The following is a 19912-nucleotide window of genomic DNA, read 5'->3' on the forward strand; positions in this document are numbered from 1 at the left end:
GGCTGACCTGGCATTTCATCCGGGTTTGCCCACGACAAAGGTTGAAAGTCGCTGTTTGGATTTTTGAAGACTTTCATAAAAAAAATAAAAAGTGTTGTTCCCGTTTCACGGTTCATAACCGCCGCCTCTTCACCGGCAGGCTGATGATGAATTTCGTACCCTCGCCTGGTATGGATTCAACGCTCATTTTGCCGTTATGGTTCTCAGTTATGATGAAATAAGAAATACTCAAACCGATACCCGTGCCACTGCCGGTGGGCTTTGTAGTAAAAAAGGGCTCAAACACACGTTTTCGGGTCTTTTGATCCATACCGGGGCCGTTGTCCTCTATCTCTATTCTCACCATTCCAGCCTCAAGTTCATGAACCAGCCGCAGCACAAAGCAAGGTGTTTTTTGCTGACTGCCATTTGAATATTCCTGCATGGCCTCTGCGCCGTTGCGCAGGATATTGAACAAAACCTGCTGGATTTTGCCTGATTCGCAAGAAACAAGTGGCAGATCATTTTCATATTCGCGCACAATCTTGATCCGTCGAAAATCATACTTCTTTTTCAGATCATAGTCGGTCCCGGCCAACTCCACTATCTGGTCCAGCAGGTCTGCCAAATTGTAAGAAGGCCATGATGAATCGCTCTTTCGAGCAAAAAAAAGCATGTTTGAAACGATCTCCGCAGCACGGCTGCCCGATTCACGAATATTGCCCAACATATCGATGATCTTGCGTTTTTCCATGAATGTCTGAATCTCTTCCATGGTTATACCTGTTTCCTCAGCTGCCTTGACATTTGCAGGAAGGTCGCTCCTGGTCAAACGGTTGCTTAAGACTTCAGCTGTCTGCATCATGCCGGAAAGTGGATTGTTGATCTCGTGAGCCATGCCAGCAGCCAGCCCGCCCACAGAAAGCATCTTTTCCGACTGCACAATCATCTCTTCAATGCGCACTTGCTCGGTTACGTCGTCCACGCGGATCACAGTTCCCTCCACACCATTTGCAACAAGCGGATAAACCGACACATCCTCATAGCGCGTTTCGCCGTTCTCCTTCCTGACCTGTCTGGAATCAATTTGTACTTCCCGTGTCCTAATTGCCTCACGAACCCGCTCCATCTCCGAAACCAGACGCGGAAAGGCTTGTTCCAAAGAAAGGCCCAGTGCCGCATCAGAAGAAATGCCGGTTATACGCTGTGCCGCATTGTTCCATTGGGTCACCTTGCCGTCAAGATCTAAACCGACTATCACAGAAGGCATGGAGTCGATTATATTAGAAAGATAATTGCGCAGGCATCTGAGTTCCTCCTCAGTCCGTTTACGCTCCCAAAGCATCTTGTTGGCATCTTCGGCCATCCGGTCAAGCTCATCGAATTGAACAAGATCTCTGTTAATTAATTCATAAGAAAAAGCTGCCCTGTGAAAAAACGAGCTGAACAAATTGAAATCACCCTTAAGCCTGCGGTTAAATCGGCTGAACCAGAATAGAAACAAAATTATTATACCAATGGAAATCAAGACAAAGCAGAGAGTATCCTCCTTAATATGGCTGCTTAATTCATCTTGCATCAAGGCAATATCCTTTTCCACATCATCAAGGTACACGCCAGCGCCGACAAACCATTGCAAATCAGGAATTCCATAAATAAAAGAGACTTTAGGCGATTCCTTATCAAGTGTATTCAATTTGACAAACGAATAGTAGATATAGTCCCCTCCAGGTTTTAAAGCAATGTTGTACTCCTTATCGAAAAGGCTTTTCATCTTTTCCGGATTTTTATTGAAAACCTCCCATAATTTTTTCGTTCCGGAAAACAGATGACCTTTTGAAACCAAGACATCCCCATTCATTCTGTTAATAAATATATATCCTTGTTCGCCAAACCTTATTCTGCTGATAGCCGAGAGCAGCGTTTCTTTTATTTGCTCCTTAACGTCATCAACATAAAGACCGGCACCGACATACCAGTCATATGGCTCGATTTTTTTGACGAAAGTGATTTTCTCAAAATCATTCCCGGCTGCATTGGGTTTTGTCCAGTGATATGCATAAAATCCTTCACCTGATTTATTTATAATTTCGGTCATGTCTTTGCAGCCATATTGACCGCGCGTATCCGTCATATCCCAAAGATTCAATCCCTCAAACCCTGGTTTATCACCAGACAGTATAACCATACCATCCAGATGATGAACAAAATAATAACCGATTCCGTGTTCAAACCGGATGGGTCTTAAAGCGTCTATAATCATCTGCTGAATTTCAGGTGCGGTTTTGGTGGATTTATTCTGTTGATAAATATTTTCAGCGATGGAACATGCCTCATAAACCCTTGTCTTGATCTTTGTTCTTGTCAGCGCTGTGCTTTGTTCTTTTTCATAATTAATCATATCCACAACACGCAGAACCTCCTGCTTGATGATCTGTTTCTGACGGGCAATGTAATTTGTGCGCATTTGATCAGCGCGAAAACAGCCAACACGATACGAGCCGATAACATCAATGGCAATAATACCTGCACCAGTGCCTATCAGAAAAACAATTCCCCACAACTGAATGAATCTGGTAAAAATAGTTTTTTGTTTCATTGTCATGCTCCTGTCAAGGCCATAATACATACAAACAAATGCCTTATCGACTGGAATAAAGCACAATCCCATCAAATTTTCCAGAAAATTTAATATTGATACCAAAAACCGGGAGCTGTTTTTTTTGATGTGACCGGTAATTTTTAATGCTCTGCTTCCTTTTTTTGCTAAAATCAATTATGATATCGAGCTTTGGTATTTTTTGCACACCTGATTCAAACGGTTCGACTGCAATGGCATAATACTTGAGACAGATGATACAATAACGGTTAACAAGAATTTAGACGTAAAAGGAATTTCAGCAAGCTTCATGAGAGAACAACAAGCCAACAACCCATTACACGGCGTGGTTCTTAAGCAGATCGTAAACAGTCTGGTTGAACATTATGGGTGGGACGAGTTGGGCAAACGCATAAATATCCGATGTTTTATCAGCAACCCCTCATTAAAATCCAGTCTCAAGTTCCTGCGAAAAACGCCTTGGGCAAGAAAGAAAGTAGAAGACTTATATATCAACACACAACAGAGTGTTTGGAAATGCTCACACGTTTTTTCACAAAAGTACCATGCACCGACAACAGACAAACAAAAATCATAATCATGGCAAAAAACAAACTTCACAGATACGAACGAGTCAAACATCTGCCCAACGTTACTTTTTCCGTATTCGGCGATTCAAGATTGCCTTGCACATACCCTTGGTATGATGAGCGTTACAAAGGTATGGAAAGGATTCTCGAACTGGGTTGCGGCAAAGGAGAGCATAGTCTTGCATTCGCCGCTGCCAATCCTTTCAAACTTTGTGTGGGAATCGACAGTAAGAGTCATCGCATATGTGTCGGCGCAGAAAAAGCAGTTGCAGAGTGCCTTGAAAATGTCCTCTTCCTTCGTGTTCGTATTGAGCGTATCAAGGAATTCTTTGCTGAAAACTCGATACACGAAATATGGCTCACCTTTCCTGACCCGCACCTGAAGAATCGGGCAATCAAATCCAGGTTGTCCGCCCCTCTGTTTTTAGACCTGTATGCACATTTGCTCGTGCCCGGAGGTATCGTGCATTTAAAGACTGACAGTGACGTGTTCTACGACTACACCGGAAAATCTGTTGAACAATTTGGCGGGCGGGTGGTTGCAGCGTCAGATAATATTCATGCAACAGATTGCAACCTGCCTGGTGCCCGTGACATCGTTTCCGCTTTCGAAAATACTGCCCTGTCAAAGGGATTGAACATCAAATACATGGCATTCACACTAAACTGACAAAGTGCCAATAAAAACTTATACCGAGTATAAAAATTACCCATTAATTGTCAAACCAGAAGACAGTGCGTTTGCAAAAACCCACCAGCATCAACATGACCGGAACTTCGATCAAAACCCCCACGACTGTTGCAAGTGCCGCACCGGATGAAAGACCGAACAGCATAACAGAAGTGGCAATGGCCACTTCAAAATGGTTGGATGCTCCGATCATAGCAGCAGGAGCAGCATCTTCATATTTTAACTTTAATAGTTTGGCAGCACCATAACCAAGGGCAAAAATGAAAATGGTCTGGATAAAAAGAGGAATGGCGATCCAAATGATTGTTAAAGGATTGGATGTAATAACCTCCCCTTTAAAGCTGAACAATAATAACAGAGTTAAAAGCAAGGCGATTATGGTGACGGGAGTTAATACCTGTAAAAATCTTTCTTTAAACCATGTTTCACCTTTGGCACCAATAATCCATTTCCTGGAAAAAAAACCTGCAACAAGGGGAAGAGCAACATAAATGCCCACAGATAAAAGCAATGCCTGCCATGGAATCGGAAGCTTCCCTACGCCAAGCAGAAAACCGCCTAAAACACCGTATAAGACCAGCATGGCAAGAGAGTTGATGGCAACCATGACCAGAGTCAGGCCGTCATTCCCGCGAGAAAGGTATCCCCAGACCAGAACCATGGCAGTACACGGTGCGATTCCCAAGAGAATACATCCGGCAAAGTAACTTCGCCATAATGGAATCTGCAGCATTTTTATGCCTTCCTGCAAAACAACTACCCCGGCACCATGATGGGCGCCAACAGGAAGATCAAGGCCGAAAGGCAATCTGACCAGATCAACCGCATCCGATCCTATAAATGATTTGAATAAAAATCCGAGAAAAAATATTGAAATGGCATACATTGTAAACGGTTTGATGCACCAGTTGATAAAAAGTGTTAAAAAGACAGGTTTCCCGCTTTTACCCGCCTTGATGACCGAGGCAAAATCAATTTTTACCATTATTGGATACATCATAAAAAAAAGGCACACCGCTATGGGTATGGAAACAACCGGAGCGCCCTTAACATTAATCGACATTCCATCCAGTGTTTTGGCCAAACCAGGAGCAAACTTGCCCAACAATATGCCGCCAACTATACACAAGGCGACCCAGACTGTCAGATACCGTTCAAACATACTGGTCATTTTGCGATCATTCTCTGCAATATTTTCTTTGCCCATTTTTTATTTCTCCTTTTGTTTTCAAAAACTATCCGGAAAATCTTCAATAACGGCCTTAGGCAGACATGCTACTTCACCGTGGTTTTCCCACAACAAAACATGAAAATCTTTGTTGTGATTTTTTGAAGACTTTCATATAAAAAATATTTTGGATAAAATATTACATGCCCATTGCGAATCTAATGTGAATTATGCGGATCAAGCGCGTACCCACCTCCTGCCCACAACCATATAGACAACAACAGAACCCAGGATCAGATATCCGAACATCTGGGTATTTTTTGTTTTTAAAATAAAAGAAAGCGTAACAATAACTGTTGCACTGATCATAAAAAACAAGGGTTTAGGAATCTTCTTAAGGATAACCCGGCCAAAATGGGCAAAACGAATATGACTCACCATCAAGCCGATAGAGACACAGGTAATGCCCCACAATATGCCCGGAGTTGACACAAGAGAAGCGCCAAGAACAATCAATGCTCCCGCAGGACTGGGAAGTCCGTTGAATATACCCTCGGGCAGATCGCTCCGGTTTTTATCCGTCCGAACAAACCGTATGAGACGAAATGCAACCCCGACAACAAAAAAACCACCGACAAACCATGCTAATGAACCGCCTGTTTTTACGACCACAAAGGCCGGGGCCAGCCCAAAACTTACAAAATCGGCAATGTCATCCATTAAAGGGCCATATTTGGTTCCACCATGTTTTAGAGCCATACGCCCATCGAACAAGTCAAACAATTGTCCGACAATGATGATACAAATTGCCCAGGCAAAATAATGATGGTGGGTCAGGATAAGGCTGGTGACACCACAACAGAAATTAAGTGAAGAAAGAAGATCTGCATAGAGCCAGTTGGGAATAAATTTAAAGACCACGGAAGCGGATGAAAGGATAAGACAGGCCATGAGAACCCCATCGCCAATGTTTATGATATCAGGATTTTTATCCATCAATGCACATAAAATAACAAGACCAAAACAGATGATGGCTTTTATTTTACCAAAATTATTGGCTGCCCCTGAGAATTTGATCCAAGTCAAAATCCGCCTGGCAAGAAACTGGCCCACAAATTCAATGGCCACAAGTATCCATACCAATTCTATTGATATGATTCCTGCATAGGCAAATCCAATCAATGGCGGCAAATAAGTCAATTTGTCACACATGGGATCCAGCCATTCCCCCCAGCTGGATCCAAGATTGCATCCCCTTGCCACTACACCGTCAGCACCATCAAGGATTGCCGCAAAGGTAAATATAAAGATGGCAACAGATTGATAAGAGGTGAAAAAGTAGAGGGCAAATCCAATGACAGCCATGGCAGTCCGCCAGTAGCAAATTGAGTTTGGATGCAACAGCCACTGGTGTGCCAGTATATATTCCTGCATGGATTGTTTTTTAACAGCCTGAGAAAACCATAAGAAAAACGCTGTCCCAAAAGCTGCAGAAAAAACAATAACTAAAAATCTTTCCATTTTATCGTCTCAATCATTAAATTACTTTTTTGATGCTGAAACTATTTTTCAGCAACAGCATCTGTTTCTTAAATTTCAGTCTACTTATCATTTTAGCCGTCAATAATCCATCCAAAAAAGCCCCGAAGGCATGATCTTCACCAATCTTATGACACTCTTTGTGCTTTATAAGCACAATAACATCAAGAAAATCTGAACGATCCTTGAAATATAAATTTAACACATTGGCGGTTATTTAATTTCATGAACCCAATCGTTACTCGGCATTTGTCAAAAGCTTGACCGGCTTTGAGTTCATGACCTTGCGGGAGGCTGCAAAGCCCGCACCCATGCAGATGCAGGTGGTCAACACCAAAATCAAAAAGGAAAGGATCAGGTTGACCTTCCAGAGACTGTCAAAAAAATACCAGGAAACAGCCCATGAAAAAACATAACTCAACAGGATGGCAAATAAGGCTGCGGTAAATCCAATAAAACCGAATTCCAGCAGGGTGATGGCCTGGATGGCCTTAAAATCAGATCCCAGCACTTTTAACAGATTGATTTGATTTTCATTTTTCCGGGCCTGGTGGCGGGCAATGGAAAAAATAGAAACCAGGCCCGCAGCAATGGCCAGCCAGGCCATAAACCGGATGGACAAAGAGAGCTTGTCCGTTATATCCAGCAGGGTCGTGGCCATTTGTGTCACATCAATGACGGAAACATTGGGGAAGACATCGACAATTTTATTTTTCAGGTCTTGTCTTTTTGCCGGCGGCACTTGAGAGACAGCTGCCAGAAAAGTTTTGGGGGCAGCGTTCAAAACTCCGTCCTGGAAGAGCAGGAAAAAATTGGGCAAAAAACTGTTCCATCGAACCTTTCTTAAGTTTTTAACGCGTCCTTGAAGGGGAATTCCCTGGATTTCAAAACCCAGCAGATCCCCTATTTCAATATCATATCGCCGGGCAAAAGAGTTTTCAACAGAGACTTCAAACGGGGTTTGCGATTCAAACTCCCAGGGGATTTTTGACAAAGGAAGTCCCTGGACAATGGTTTCCGACACATCCAGATCCGGACGATAGGAGAAATTAAACTCCAGTCTCCGGCCACGCCCCCGGTATCCGGAACCCGACGGCCTGGTTTCACCATAAAAGGACTCCTGGTTTTTTGTCAGAATTCGTCCACGGACCATGGGGGATAAATTGACAAGTTTGGCATCCTGGTTCCTGATAAATTCCATAAAAGGCATTTTTTGTTCATCCTGAATATCCACCAGGAAAAAAACCGGAATTTTCAAGCCTTCCGGCCTGACAATTTCGTTTTGCAGTCCTTTTTGAACCTGGGGGATAAGGGATATTAAAAAAGCGCCCATGGCAATGGTGACAAAACAGGACAAAGAGGCCCACTTGTTTCGAAAAAGGTTCCGAAAGGCGATTTTTACCATAGGATAACGGGTGTTGGAAAGATGTTTGCAGCCTGAAAACAAAAGCCTTCCCAAGGCGGATAAAAATGCCAGGGCCAGGACAAACCCAACCACAAAAATGCTACCGTTTTTAACGGAACCGGCTGCAAAAACAGAGATCAGTAAAAACGCTGCCAGTCCGGGTAAAACACTTGCTATCCTTAGCAGCAGATTAACGGAATTTTTTGTGGCTGTCATATGGGTTCCACCAAGCAGCATCAGTGGTTTTACACCAAAGATGCGAACAAAAACCGGCAGACAGAAAATCAGGCTGCCCGTCATCCCCAGACCCAGGGCCAGAAGAATGGTGTTAAAATCCGTTGCAAGCCTCACCTTATCCGGGATCAACCCCTGGAAAATAACGGGAAATGCAGGAACCAGGAACAGGGAGACAAATATGGCCAGAACAGAGGCCAGGGTGCCCAGAACAAAGAGTTGAAAACTGATATACAGATAGATTTCCCGGTGTCTCGCACCGATGCTCATCAAAATGGCGATCTCCCGCTGCTTCAGGTTCAAATACCCCCGGAACAGATAAGCTGTGGCAATGCCTGCCAGAAAAAGAGTCACCACACTGACCAGCCCCATATACCCGGTAAAATATCCGGTTAACCGGCCAAGCCTTTGATTGATATCACGGCTGTCATGGACATTCACCATTGGTTGACCAGGATGGGCTCGGGCAAATTCCTGCCGAAGGGTTTGGGCCAATAAAGGGACATCCGCATCCCTGCCAAACCTGTAAAACCGGGAATACCTGATCCTGCTGCCGAATCGGATCAACCCGGTACCTTCCAATTGTTCAATCCCCATATAAATTTTGGGTGCCAGTTCAACAGCGGTCAAGGATTTGTCCGGGTCGGTGACAAAATAATCGTGAACCATAAACATTTTATCGCCCAGTTTAAAAGGGGTATTTTCATCAGTTTTATCCCGGATGCCAAGCGCATAGGCCGTGTCCCTGGTCATGAACACTCCGGGGGAGTTCTGGATACTTGCTTTCAGGGTTTGTTTTTCCAAAGAAAAGTCACCATACAGGGGATAGGCCGTATCAATCGCCATGACCTTTACCAGACGGGCGTTGGGTCCGGCCTTGACCATGGTATAAAAGCTGACCAGCCTGGCCAGGGTCTTGTTATTTTCAAACACCTTGTCCACCAGCGCCAGATCCTCCGGGATCAAGGCCCGGTTGGAGGAGATCACCAGATCTGCCGTTAAGATCTCCTTTAAATTTTCATCCATATGTCGGTCCAGGGATCTGCCAAAAGAATGAATGGCAATGAATCCTGCAAGCCCCAGAGACAAATTTAATATAAAAAAAAGAGCAAAACCCCTGTTTTTTATCAGCTCCCTTACCCCCATGCGTATCCAGAGCATCAGGCCAGCCTCCCCTGCTCAAGCTTCCTGATTTTTTGGCATTGGCCGGCCAGATCTGAATTGTGGGTCACCATGATCATGGTTTTATTTTCTTTTTCCACCAGGTCAAACAGGAGACCGGCAATTTTATCCCCGGTCTTGATATCCAGGTTGCCGGTGGGTTCGTCTGCCAGCAGCAGGGCGGGTTTGATAATCAAAGCCCTTGCAATGGCAACCCTCTGGCACTCTCCGCCGCTGAGCTGTCCGGGCAGATGATGTTGACGATCCTGCAAGCCTACCTTTTCCAGCATAACATCTACCCGCTCCGTAATCTGCTGCTGTTTGAGAATCTCCAACGGCAGGCTGATATTTTCACGGGCAGACAGATGGGGCATTAAATGAAACTGCTGAAAAATGATCCCTATCTTCATGGCCCGGTAACGGGAAAGCCTATCCTCCTTCATTACGCACAGATCCTCGCCTTCCAAAAGAATCCGGCCGTGATCCGGGCTGTCCAGTCCTGCGATCAGTGAGAGCAGCGTGGTTTTCCCGCTGCCGGACTCTCCGGTTACAGCGTTGGTTTCCCCGGTGCCGAGGGTGAAACTGACCTTTTTTAACACCTCAATCGCACCGGATCTGGGCTGGTGAAAGGATTTACAGATATTTTCAAGTTCCAGAATCATAATTGCTCCAAATTCATAATTGCTCAGGTATCATAATTATTTCAAACTCATAATTGCTTCAGGATGCAGTCAAATACAGTGGCTGCAATAATCTTGTGACCTTTTGCATTGGGGTGGATACCATCTGCCTGGTTCAGGGAAGCGATGCCTGCCACATCTTTTAATAAAAAAGGAATAAAGGGCAAATCGTGTTTTTGTGCAAGGGATGCAAAGACCGCTTCAAAGGCTTTGGCATATTCCGGTCCATAGTTGGGTGGAAGCTTCATGCCTGCCAGGATCACACGAAGTCTCTTTTCTTTTGCCAGGACAATGGTTTTATCCAGATTCTGGGTCATCTGCACGGTAGACAGACCCCGGAGTCCGTCATTGGCCCCCAGCGCCAGGACAAGAATATCCGGCTTTATCCTGAGAAACCATTTGAGCCGGGACACTGCCCCTGCTGTTGTGGAGCCGCTGATGCTGCCGTTTATAAGACTGACATTGTCAAATCCTTTGAGTTTTAGCCTGTCGCGGATCAAGGCGGGAAAAGCCTGTTGTGGTTCCACTCCAAGCCCTGCGCTAAGAGAATCTCCAAGGATCAGAATCTTCACACTGCCCTCCCCTGCAAACAATTGAGGCACAAATCCAGGCCATGGTAAAGACATGCCTACCGGCAAAAGCAATAATAAAAACAGAAAAACGCATTTTTTCATAAAATTTAAGGTCCTTGGCTTTCTATAATTTTAACTGTCTGTTGAATAATATGGTTCTTTAAAGCAAATGTGTAAACCCTTTGCAATAATTTTAAATGAGTTGATTGCACTTGGTTTAATTCCGGTCTATATTCCCAAGCATGTCTGATAAAAATAAAAACATATTAACCTTAAGGCTTCACACATGATCTCCTGGTACTTTTTTGCCCTGCTTGCACTGCTGCTGATGGGCATTCAGCGTTTTTTTTATAAGGTAGCGGCAGAAAAAAAATATCCCACCGAATGGGTAACCTTTTCTTTCATGGCCACGGTAACTTTGTTGAGTACGGGAGTATACTTTTTCCAGCAGCACCATGAACTCAATATCATCTGGTTGATGACCATGTCTCTGATCAACAGCGCATCTTTTCTTGTGGCAACCGTGTCCCACATTGAAGCGCTCAAATATATCCCGGCAAACATAGCTTACAGCATCATCCGGTTAAACGTGGTGGTGGTGGCCGGTTTTTCCATTTTCTATTTCAAAGAACAAATTTCCCTGTTCCAGGGTATAGGACTGCTGGTTGCCGTTGCCGCCATGATCGTGCTGACGATACAGATGAGAGAAAACACGAAAAAAACAAAACAGGGACGGCGGGGAGCCGTATTTATCTTGCTGGCACTGCTGTGCGGTGCCACGGCAAGCATTTCATCCAAATTTGCAGCCATGCATGTGGACAAACTTGCCTTTATAGCCTTGTCATATCTTATGGGAATGATCGGGTCTTTGGGAATTACCAGGGCCTTGTCCTATGACAAGGCCAAGAAAAAACGCTCGGCCGCAATGGGCCTTGGCGTTGTCATGGGCGGGTTTAATTTTGCAGGGTTTTATGCATTTTTATACGCCCTGGAATGCGGCCCCCTGTCGCTTGTTGCCGCCATTGTGGGTATGCATTTTGTTATCGCCATTGTACTGTCCGCCATCATTTATCGTGAAAATATAAAACCGGCCGGGCTTGTTGGAATTTTTTTAACTGTCATATCGATTATTTTGATTCGCATTTGATTTCATGGTATTTTAACAAATTACAACAACCGTATAAAGCAGGTATTGCCATAACATGGACCACGACATCCCGGATAATTTTAAAAAAACACATACAGCACCAAAACAAGGCAAAGAAAATATTGACACAAACGCCCTGTACAAGCAGATTCAGGAAGAGAAGGATCAGATCCTCATAAAAAAAATCAGGAAAATTATTAAAGATAAAGAGAAGAAACCGGAGGAAAAAAAGCCGGTCCGACAGTCATACAAGTTATGGTTGCCTCTTCTTTGCGCAGGGTTGATTATGGCCGGCCTGATGATTTTCAGAGAACCGCCGGCAACAATTGTGTTAAATAATCCAGAGCCAACATATAGGTCAGAACCAACATTCAGGTCAAAAAAAGTCTCAGAAAATACTTTTGTAACCAAAACCACCCCTGTTTTGAAAAAATTTACCTACCAAAATGAAATAACTGATACTGAAGTAAGTGACACTGAACAAAGCCATATAACTTCCGGCATTCAAATTCATGAAATAGTATCCTGCAGCAGCGTCAGCCAAAAGCAATATGTCTGTGCCAAAACAGTTTTTTCTCTCAAAGAAGAGTCAATACCGGTAGTTTGGATGACCGTACTGGCAGACAACCCTCCTTTCACCCTGACCCATGTCTATTATATCAACGGACGCCGGTATTGCGAAGTTCCCCTCAGCATACGCTATCACCGCATGCGCACATGGAGCAATGTCACCTTGAACCGTCCTGAGCATGTTGGGAAATGGAGGGTTGAAGTGATTACCGAAAACGGTGAAAAACTCAAACACATAGATTTTACAGTTGTAGAATAGAACCGCTGATAACCCTGTAGCAGTGCATGCCTCAATGTGGTATGATGTCAGAATAAAATACTGTTGAAATCAAAATTATCATCAAAGGAGAGATAACACCAATGTCAGACATTAAAACCGAATACGGATGGGATGCATCTATGGGGATCTCCCTGTACGATAAAATCCGCCAGGATATGAAAAAGGCCATGGTTAAAAAAGATACCGCTGTTAGGGACACCATGCGGCTCATCATGGGATCTTTTCCCAGCCTCACCGTCTCCATTACCCTGGAGAGCGGTAAAAAAACCACCCGGGTCAAGAAGCCTGAAGAGATCACCGATGACGACCTCCTTAATATTATACGCAAATTTGTCAAATCCGAAAAAACCGTACTTGAGCTTAAAAAAGAAACCACCTCAGACTACCTGGAACTGCTGAACTTATATCTTCCTCAAATGGCCACGTCCGAGGAGATCAAGCAGTGGATACTGGATAATGTCGACCTCTCCGGGTACAAGAGTCCCATGCAGGCCATGGGAAACGTTATGAAGCATTTTGGAAAACTTGCTGACGGCAACCAGGTAAAAGAGGTTCTCAAAAACATGAAGTCTTCCTGACAAACAATGTTCTATCCAAGCAAAACCCGGTTGAAAAAACGATCGGGTTTTGCTATCTGAAAACCTATAGAAAATCTGCTTAAACGTTGAGATTATAATGGAATATTACAATGCACACGGAAAAAATTGATACCATAATTATTGGAGGAGGTCTCAGCGGTATCTATGCCGCCTGTCTGCTGGCCAAAAAAAACAAATCTTTTATACTTCTTGAGGCCCGTGAGCGAGTTGGCGGCAGGATTTTAAGCACAGAACATCAAGGATTTTTTTCCGATCTCGGCCCTTCCTGGTACTGGCCCTCAATAAACCCGAAAATCGTTCACCTTATTCAAGTTCTGGGTCTCAAGAGCTATCGCCAGTTTGAAGAGGGTATGGGCAGGTTTCAAACTCCCGATGGAACCGTCAGGACAGTCAGAGGTTATGACATGTCTCCCCCCTGCCGGCGAATTTCCGGCGGCATGATGGCACTTATCACAAAACTCTGTGAAAATATTCCTGAAAATGCCATCCAGCTCAATCACCCGGTCTGTGAAATCAAAAAACATTCCTCAGGTGCCGTTGTCAGCGTTGGCGAACTGGAAAAAGAATCCAAGGCCAGGTTTAATGCCAAAAATATAATCCTCGCCCTGCCCCCACGCCTTGCCGCTGCCACCATCCTCTTTACCCCTGACCTGTCTCATGATTTGACCCAGGCAATGCTGAAAATGGGTACATGGATGGCGGGCCAGGCGAAATTCTGCGCCCTGTATGAAGAACCGTATTGGCGGCAAACCGGCTTGTCTGGCCAGGCATTCAGCCAGACAGGTCCGCTGGGCGAAATTCATGACGGGTCCAACGACAATCAGGGCCCTTATGGATTGACCGGATTTATAAGCATTCCGGCGGCACAACGCAATCATCCACAAAGCCTTACATCTGCAATTCTTTCCCAACTTGCAGCCATTTACGGCAAACCGGCAGATCAACCGATGGCAGTATACTACCAGGACTGGGCCCGCGAACGATTCACTGCCACCCAGTTCGACCAGCCGCCGATGCATGAACACCCTCTTTATCATCCCCCGGCAGGTAAAACCTCCATCTGGGACGGCATCATCCAGTTTGCCGGTACGGAAACCGACACCCGGTACGGCGGTTATCTTGAAGGCGCTCTGGCCGCTGCCGAACGGGCGGTAACGAAATTGCAACAATTCAGCTCTGCAACAAACTGTTTTGGGTTGACATGATATTCCAACTATACTAAGAAAACAGGCAATAAACATCCAGAAGGGTGTTACATCCGGAAGGGTGTTGTAAAAAAATAATTTAAAAAAACAAAAACAGGCCATGAAGGCCGGCAGAAGAAATCTGCCGTTCCTTTGTGGCCTTTTTTTATGGAGAAAAACATTATGAATTACAATGAAATAAACTGGAATGAGGCTTGGAAACATGAAATGGACCTCTGGCACAATTCGTCCGGAAAAAGCTGCAAGGATTTCTGGGCTGATAAAAAATCAGCTGCTGTTTATTCCAAAAAGCATATTGAGCATCACCAGGAACGGATTGATAAAACAATCAAGGGCCTGCCCCTTACTCCAAAATCACGTGTGCTGGATATTGGTTCAGGTCCCGGCAGCCTTGCCCTTCCCATGGCCGGGATTGTCAACTCGGTCACCACAATTGAACCCTCTGCCGGGATGAATGCGGTCATGAAAAATTTCATGGAAGAAAAAGGAATCGAAAATATCATCCCCATTGAAAAAACCTGGGAAGATGTGAACCCGGATATGGAGCTTGACCCGCCCTATGATCTGGTGATGGCTTCCATGTCCCTTGGCATGAATGATATCAAGGCTGCCATCGAAAAAATGAACCAGGTCTGCTCGGGTGTTGTGGTACTGTTCTGGCATGCCGGTATCCCTGGCTGGGAAGATATGCCAAAGGCATTGTGGCCAAGGTTGTTTGAGAAGCAATACCATGGCGGCCCCAAGAGTGACATTTTGTTCCAAGTTCTTTACCAGATGGGTATTTATCCGGAAGTTAAGGTCTTTTCCAACCATTTCCATGAATTTTTTCCTTCAATGGAAGATGCCATAGACTTTTATTGCAAACGGTTTGACCTAATCCGGACCGAACACCTCCCCCTTCTTGAATCCTATCTTGAGGAAAAATGTTTTAAAACAGAGGAAGGCTTTGTTCACGGATTTGAGCATGTTTCCATGAAGTTTTCATGGAAAATTGAAGGAATAAGCCATGAAAAAGCTGCATACCATAAAAAAGCGGTATAAAATGAAAAAGCTGCATAGACTCCTGGTAATGGCAGTTGTCCTGCTTTCATTGACAGGCACTGCCTTTTCCCAACAAAAGAATGCTGTTATGGTAACGGATTTCAGGGGCAAATCCATTGAGATCCCGTGCCGGATCAACCGGGTGGTCAACATTGATGACGGCATGATCGAAGCTGTCATGACCCGGCTGGGTGTGGTAAAAAAAATTGTGGGCATTGGATCTGCCTGTCTTCCGAAAATATGGTCCTATTCCTTTCCCACCATGGGCAGCAAGACCTATGAATACCGGGACGGAATGAATCCGGTGACCCATCTCAACCCCTGGCTCATGGACTTGCCCCTGGTGTCAAGATACGGAGCAGGCATTAATTATGAAAAAATTGCCGATCTGAATCCCGACCTGATCCTTATCCGTACCGGCTCATGCTCCCTTTCAGCTGCGGAGGATATCCTGGGAAAAAGCATCTCCCTGCTGGAATCCTTAAACATCCCCCTGGTGGTCCTGAAGGGACCCAACACCTTTGACCGACCGGACATTGTGACCATCAGCAATGAAATCAAATTATTGGGACAGGTGTTCCAAAAGCAGGAAGAGGCTGAAAAACTGGCCGATTACCTTGAAAGTTGTGTGGAGATGGTCAGGAAACGAACTGTAGACATCAAGCCCTTAAACCGGAAAAAACTGCTGTTGCTGGGACTTTCTCCCAAAGCCAGAAGTCAGGGCGGGGCAGGCCATGTCAAAGGAATCGATACCATTCAGACCTATTTTCTCAAAAATTTTATCCATGCTGAAAATGCCTATGACAGCAAAGGGGCCTGGAATATCCTTAATACGGAAAAGATTCTTTCCCTTGATCCGGATGTGATCGTACTGGTCACTTCCTGGGGATATCATCCGCCTTCAGAGCTTTATGAAGCCCCCTATTACCAGGATCTGAAAGACATGAGAGCAGTCCGTAACAGGACAGTCTGCGCCCTGCCCTGGACTCCCTGCAATTGTGAAAAAAGACTGGAATATCCCATTGATGTCATGGTCATGGCCAAGGCAGCCTACCCGGAAAAATTTAAAGACATCCGGCTTGAACAATGGCTTGTGGAATTTTATCAGAATGTTTATCAGGTTAATGTTAAAACCGCCAAAGAACTCAGGTCCTGCCAGTGGATGGACTGGACCTGTAAGGAGTGACAAATGGATACAGACGTGCAAGATATGACCAGAAAAGCCTTTTTCAATGAAAGAGCCGATACCTGGCTGGATAAATTTTACAAAGATCCTGAGACCGGAATCCATGGCCGGCATTCAGAAAAGATAGAGAAAATCATTTCAAGTCTCAATATTGAGCCGGACCATAAGGTATTGGATGTGGGATGCGGCAGCGGGGTTCTGGTTCCCTATATCCTGAGCCGACTTTCTTCAAAAGGCAGGCTTTTTGAAGTGGATTATGCCGAAAAAATGATAACTAAAAACCGGAAGGTCCATGGGGATGACAGGATCACCTTTGTCTGTTCGGATGTCATGGACCTGCCTCTTGAGATTGCCGGTTTTAATTCAATTATCTGTTTTGCCTGTTTTCCCCATTTCCGGAACCAGAAAGCAGCTTTGGGAAAACTTGCAGGAATTTTAAAGCCAAACGGTATTCTGACCATTGCCCATCTTCTGTCGGCAAAAGAGATTGCCGATCACCATGACGGGGAAAGCGCTGTGTCAAGGGACAGGCTCCCAGTGAAACATGAGATGGAAAATTTTTGTGAGCAGTGCGGCCTTGGCATCATGGAATTCACGGATGAACCCGGCCGATACCTTTTGTCGGCAAAAAAAGCGGCGCTAAAAATAAAGGTCAGCATATAAAATAATCAGATAAAGGGGGAAAACAGGTGTTGATCCTGCAAAGATACTGAACACCTGTTTTCCCGTGCCCTCCAGGGGAGGAGAATCAAGCATACCAGCAACCCTCCTTTCCTGTCAATCGGGCCTTTTAAAAACCATGGGGGATATCACCCCAAACGGAGGAGTGCCTCCAAAAAAAGGAAAGGATAAAATCTATGAATGTTTGTAAACCCTTGCACAACTTATGGGGTTGTATGATTCTGGCAGGTTTTCTGATGTGCCAGGCCATGACTGCAAATGCCGGAGAAACAGAAAATCAGGCGGTGAACCTGGGTGAAATAACGGTCATGGCAGCCCAGCCGGGTGTTGAAATCACATCGGGAAAAACCGTGATCACCATGGACAAATTTATCAAACCGGGCTCTTTAACGACCTTAAATGATGTACTCACAGAAATCGGAGGAGTGGATGTACAGCGAAGCAATGCCCTGATGGCCGGCCCCGGGGATGAGGTTTCCATCCGGGGACTGAATGAAGGACGGCTGGTAATCGAAATTGACGGCAGGCGGATCAACCAGACCGGTCACATGGGACGATATATTGTTGACTGGTCCACCCTGACTTTGGACGATGTGGACCGGATCGAAATTATCAGAGGCGGTCATTCAGTGCTTCACCCCTTTGCCATCGGCGGTGTCATCAATATTATCACCAAAAAAGGCGGGGGCGGAGAAAAGATAGCCAAAGGCAAGGTCAGGGCAGGATATGGCCGTTATGACACCTGGAATACGGCTGCATCCATTGACGGCAGTGCCGGTAAACATACGGATTTCCATTTTTCCGGGGCCAAACAGGAGAGTGACGGATACCTGAAAAATAATTTTCAAAAGACCAAATCCTTTAACGGACATCTGGACTTTCATCTGCCCAGTGAGATCGGTCTTGAGCTGGGTGTGAAATATTCCGAGGTTGACTACGGCATGCCGGTTATCAATGATCCCAATGATTTCAATTCAGGGGTGGCAGCACTTTATGATCCTGACTATCCTGTTTTCAGCAGGTCCAGGGACCAGCTGCGCCACCTGAACTGGCCCCAGCTGCCAGGTTCGGATACGCCTGAATGGGAAAAGCATACCACTTATCTGGATGCCATATTCAGAATTCCGGCAGGTCCGGGAAAGATAAAAGTTCACGGTTTCATGACTGATGGACGCCGATGGACCAGACTTTACGACAAAAGCGGAACATTTTCCCGGGACCAGTTCATGGATGACCGGACCCAGGGAATGATCCTTGAATATGGAGATGTCAGACTTTTTGACAACCATGTTTTCACCTTTGGCCTGGAATACCAGGAACTGGGTCAGCCTTCGGGCACCAGGGCCATTTATAAGGTTAAATCCGGGTATCTCCAGGATATCATCACCCTGGGGCCCAAATGGACCCTGACCCCCGGGGTCAGGTATTACCAGGTGGACAAGGCAACCTATTATTCCTGGATGGAAATGGGGTATGCGGCCATGCCACCGGGATGGCCTTTCAGTGTTCCCAACAGCGGGAAAACCGAAACTGACTCGGACTTTTTCCCCAGTCTGAAGGTGGATTATAAAGCCACACAGGATACCACCCTTTATGCTGCAGCCAGCCGGTCATACCGGCTGCCCTGCCCCTGAGATTATTATTGGTGGGCGCGGTGCGCCTCCGAAACCAATACCTCTCTGGAACCTGAAACCGCCATGGAATATGAAATCGGGGTGGTTCATAATTTTGACAAAATAAGCCTCAGGGCTGCAACCTGGTATTATGATATCAAAGATTTTATAAATGATAACGGCATTACGTCACCCGGATCAGGAGCAGGTTCCAATTGCCTGTACAATATTGACCATCTGGAACTCTCTGGTTTTGAACTGGAAGCAGCTATTGAATTTTCAAAAAAATTAAGAGCCACTGCAGCCTATGTATTCCAGGAATATAAAGTGGCACAGACCGGCAATGAACAGGACTGGACTTATTATCTGCCTGCCACCCTTCCCAAGCACAAGGTAAAGGTCATGGGGAAATATGAAATCATTCCTCAAGGATGGCTCCAGGTCAGTGCAAAATATGTCGGAGCAAGGGATGCCCAGAAAGGCGATGAACTTGAGGATTATATTGTCTGTGATGCCGGTTTTGAAAAAAAATTCAAATTTAACGGCCTGAATTATACTTTGAATCTTTTTGTCAATAATTTAACCGGAACCAATTACCAGGAGATCAGCGGATACAGCATGCCCAAACAGGTGTGGGGTTTTATGATGGGGCTTGAGTTTTAATACAATAGGGGCTTATGTTGGATTTCGGGATCTTGATATGGCAAACGTCAGTTTTGAATTTTCCAATCCATGACCGGAATCCAACAACTGCATGTAAATACAAAGGGTTTGATGGATGATGCCCAATGTTATGCATGTAAAGAGTGCGAAAAACGTTTCGATGATCTTGCAGGTACATTTTTTTTATACAACACTATATTTTTATTGACTATTTTAAAATAAATACCTAATCTTCTTTTGATGCTGAGCTGTTTTTGCTTGCAACTTAATCAATCAAAAAACTCTTTCTCAAATCTGCGAAATATCCGT

16 protein-coding genes are annotated in these 19912 nt (G+C 45.0%); 10 read left to right on the forward strand and 6 right to left on the reverse strand.

Going from position 1 to position 19912, the window contains the following annotated elements:
- Positions 1–112: 112 nt before the first annotated feature.
- The gene (locus TOL2_RS24935; protein WP_014958110.1) at positions 113–2578 is read right to left on the reverse strand and encodes a cache domain-containing protein; all 2466 of its coding nucleotides are present in this window, start codon (positions 2576–2578) and stop codon (positions 113–115) included.
- Positions 2579–2888: 310 nt separating this feature from the next.
- On the opposite strand from TOL2_RS24935, the gene TOL2_RS25205 reads away from it, so the two are divergent.
- Both TOL2_RS25205 and trmB read left to right on the forward strand, forming a co-directional pair.
- Positions 2889–3176, forward strand: coding sequence for a VF530 family protein (locus TOL2_RS25205; protein ID WP_083863676.1), 288 nt, complete (start codon positions 2889–2891; stop codon positions 3174–3176).
- A complete protein-coding gene (gene trmB, locus TOL2_RS14260; RefSeq protein WP_083863679.1) occupies positions 3116–3838 on the forward strand; it encodes a tRNA (guanosine(46)-N7)-methyltransferase TrmB in 723 nt (240 codons plus the stop codon). Before TOL2_RS25205 ends, trmB begins: the two co-directional genes overlap by 61 nt.
- A gap of 43 nt (positions 3839–3881) precedes the next feature.
- On the opposite strand, the gene arsB is transcribed toward trmB, so the two are convergent.
- From arsB to TOL2_RS14290, 5 genes are all read right to left on the reverse strand, one after another.
- On the reverse strand, positions 3882–5066 hold the full coding sequence (gene arsB, locus TOL2_RS14265; protein WP_014958112.1) for an ACR3 family arsenite efflux transporter: 1185 nt from the start codon (positions 5064–5066) through the stop codon (positions 3882–3884).
- 198 nt (positions 5067–5264) lie between these two features.
- Entirely contained in the window at positions 5265–6548 is a 1284-nt protein-coding gene (locus TOL2_RS14270) for a CDP-alcohol phosphatidyltransferase family protein (RefSeq protein ID WP_014958113.1), read from the reverse strand.
- A gap of 256 nt (positions 6549–6804) precedes the next feature.
- Positions 6805–9366 carry an ABC transporter permease gene (locus TOL2_RS14280; RefSeq protein WP_014958114.1) on the reverse strand — a complete coding sequence of 854 codons (2562 nt, stop codon included), beginning with the start codon at positions 9364–9366 and terminating at the stop codon, positions 6805–6807.
- Positions 9366–10028, reverse strand: coding sequence for an ABC transporter ATP-binding protein (locus tag TOL2_RS14285; protein WP_014958115.1), 663 nt, complete (start codon positions 10026–10028; stop codon positions 9366–9368). The genes TOL2_RS14280 and TOL2_RS14285 overlap by 1 nt, the downstream gene beginning before the upstream one ends.
- Positions 10029–10075: 47 nt before the next feature.
- The gene (locus tag TOL2_RS14290; protein ID WP_014958116.1) at positions 10076–10720 is read right to left on the reverse strand and encodes an arylesterase; all 645 of its coding nucleotides are present in this window, start codon (positions 10718–10720) and stop codon (positions 10076–10078) included.
- A gap of 184 nt (positions 10721–10904) precedes the next feature.
- Between TOL2_RS14290 and TOL2_RS14295 the strand changes: the two genes are divergently transcribed.
- The 8 genes from TOL2_RS14295 to TOL2_RS25535 all read left to right on the forward strand — a co-directional run bounded on the left by TOL2_RS14295 (position 10905) and on the right by TOL2_RS25535 (position 19603).
- Positions 10905–11765, forward strand: coding sequence for a DMT family transporter (locus tag TOL2_RS14295; RefSeq protein WP_014958117.1), 861 nt, complete (start codon positions 10905–10907; stop codon positions 11763–11765).
- 55 nt (positions 11766–11820) lie between these two features.
- On the forward strand, positions 11821–12594 hold the full coding sequence (locus TOL2_RS14300; protein ID WP_014958118.1) for a DUF2914 domain-containing protein: 774 nt from the start codon (positions 11821–11823) through the stop codon (positions 12592–12594).
- A gap of 101 nt (positions 12595–12695) precedes the next feature.
- The gene (locus TOL2_RS14305) at positions 12696–13193 is read left to right on the forward strand and encodes a GatB/YqeY domain-containing protein (protein WP_014958119.1); all 498 of its coding nucleotides are present in this window, start codon (positions 12696–12698) and stop codon (positions 13191–13193) included.
- A 110-nt stretch (positions 13194–13303) separates the two neighbouring features.
- On the forward strand, positions 13304–14419 hold the full coding sequence (locus tag TOL2_RS14310) for a flavin monoamine oxidase family protein (protein ID WP_014958120.1): 1116 nt from the start codon (positions 13304–13306) through the stop codon (positions 14417–14419).
- Positions 14420–14581: 162 nt separating this feature from the next.
- Positions 14582–15460 (forward strand): class I SAM-dependent methyltransferase, encoded by an 879-nt coding sequence (locus tag TOL2_RS14315; protein ID WP_014958121.1) that lies wholly within the window; start codon positions 14582–14584, stop codon positions 15458–15460.
- Complete coding sequence (locus tag TOL2_RS14320) at positions 15426–16646, forward strand: ABC transporter substrate-binding protein (RefSeq protein ID WP_198408340.1); 1221 nt, start codon at positions 15426–15428, stop codon at positions 16644–16646. The genes TOL2_RS14315 and TOL2_RS14320 overlap by 35 nt, the downstream gene beginning before the upstream one ends.
- Positions 16647–16649: 3 nt before the next feature.
- Entirely contained in the window at positions 16650–17309 is a 660-nt protein-coding gene (locus TOL2_RS14325; RefSeq protein ID WP_014958123.1) for a class I SAM-dependent methyltransferase, read from the forward strand.
- Between the two features lie 233 nt (positions 17310–17542).
- Positions 17543–19603, forward strand: a complete 2061-nt coding sequence (locus tag TOL2_RS25535; protein ID WP_456297558.1) for a TonB-dependent receptor, PCPU motif-type — start codon at positions 17543–17545, stop codon at positions 19601–19603.
- Positions 19604–19912 lie beyond the last annotated feature (309 nt).

This window comes from Desulfobacula toluolica Tol2 (genome assembly GCF_000307105.1).
Lineage (GTDB): Bacteria > Desulfobacterota > Desulfobacteria > Desulfobacterales > Desulfobacteraceae > Desulfobacula > Desulfobacula toluolica.

Bases quoted from the DNA above. Each gene is read 5' to 3' on its own strand.
- TOL2_RS14320 (WP_198408340.1), top strand. From the start codon at position 15,426: ATGAAAAAGCTGCATACCATAAAAAAGCGGTATAAAATGAAAAAGCTG.
- arsB (WP_014958112.1), bottom strand. From the start codon at position 5,066: ATGGGCAAAGAAAATATTGCAGAGAATGATCGCAAAATGACCAGTATG.
- TOL2_RS24935 (WP_014958110.1), bottom strand. From the start codon at position 2,578: ATGAAACAAAAAACTATTTTTACCAGATTCATTCAGTTGTGGGGAATT.
- trmB (WP_083863679.1), top strand. From the start codon at position 3,116: ATGCTCACACGTTTTTTCACAAAAGTACCATGCACCGACAACAGACAA.
- TOL2_RS14295 (WP_014958117.1), top strand. From the start codon at position 10,905: ATGATCTCCTGGTACTTTTTTGCCCTGCTTGCACTGCTGCTGATGGGC.
- TOL2_RS14305 (WP_014958119.1), top strand. From the start codon at position 12,696: ATGTCAGACATTAAAACCGAATACGGATGGGATGCATCTATGGGGATC.
- TOL2_RS14315 (WP_014958121.1), top strand. From the start codon at position 14,582: ATGAATTACAATGAAATAAACTGGAATGAGGCTTGGAAACATGAAATG.
- TOL2_RS14325 (WP_014958123.1), top strand. From the start codon at position 16,650: ATGGATACAGACGTGCAAGATATGACCAGAAAAGCCTTTTTCAATGAA.
- TOL2_RS14290 (WP_014958116.1), bottom strand. From the start codon at position 10,720: ATGAAAAAATGCGTTTTTCTGTTTTTATTATTGCTTTTGCCGGTAGGC.
- TOL2_RS14280 (WP_014958114.1), bottom strand. From the start codon at position 9,366: ATGCTCTGGATACGCATGGGGGTAAGGGAGCTGATAAAAAACAGGGGT.
- TOL2_RS25205 (WP_083863676.1), top strand. From the start codon at position 2,889: ATGAGAGAACAACAAGCCAACAACCCATTACACGGCGTGGTTCTTAAG.
- TOL2_RS14270 (WP_014958113.1), bottom strand. From the start codon at position 6,548: ATGGAAAGATTTTTAGTTATTGTTTTTTCTGCAGCTTTTGGGACAGCG.
- TOL2_RS14300 (WP_014958118.1), top strand. From the start codon at position 11,821: ATGGACCACGACATCCCGGATAATTTTAAAAAAACACATACAGCACCA.
- TOL2_RS14310 (WP_014958120.1), top strand. From the start codon at position 13,304: ATGCACACGGAAAAAATTGATACCATAATTATTGGAGGAGGTCTCAGC.
- TOL2_RS14285 (WP_014958115.1), bottom strand. From the start codon at position 10,028: ATGATTCTGGAACTTGAAAATATCTGTAAATCCTTTCACCAGCCCAGA.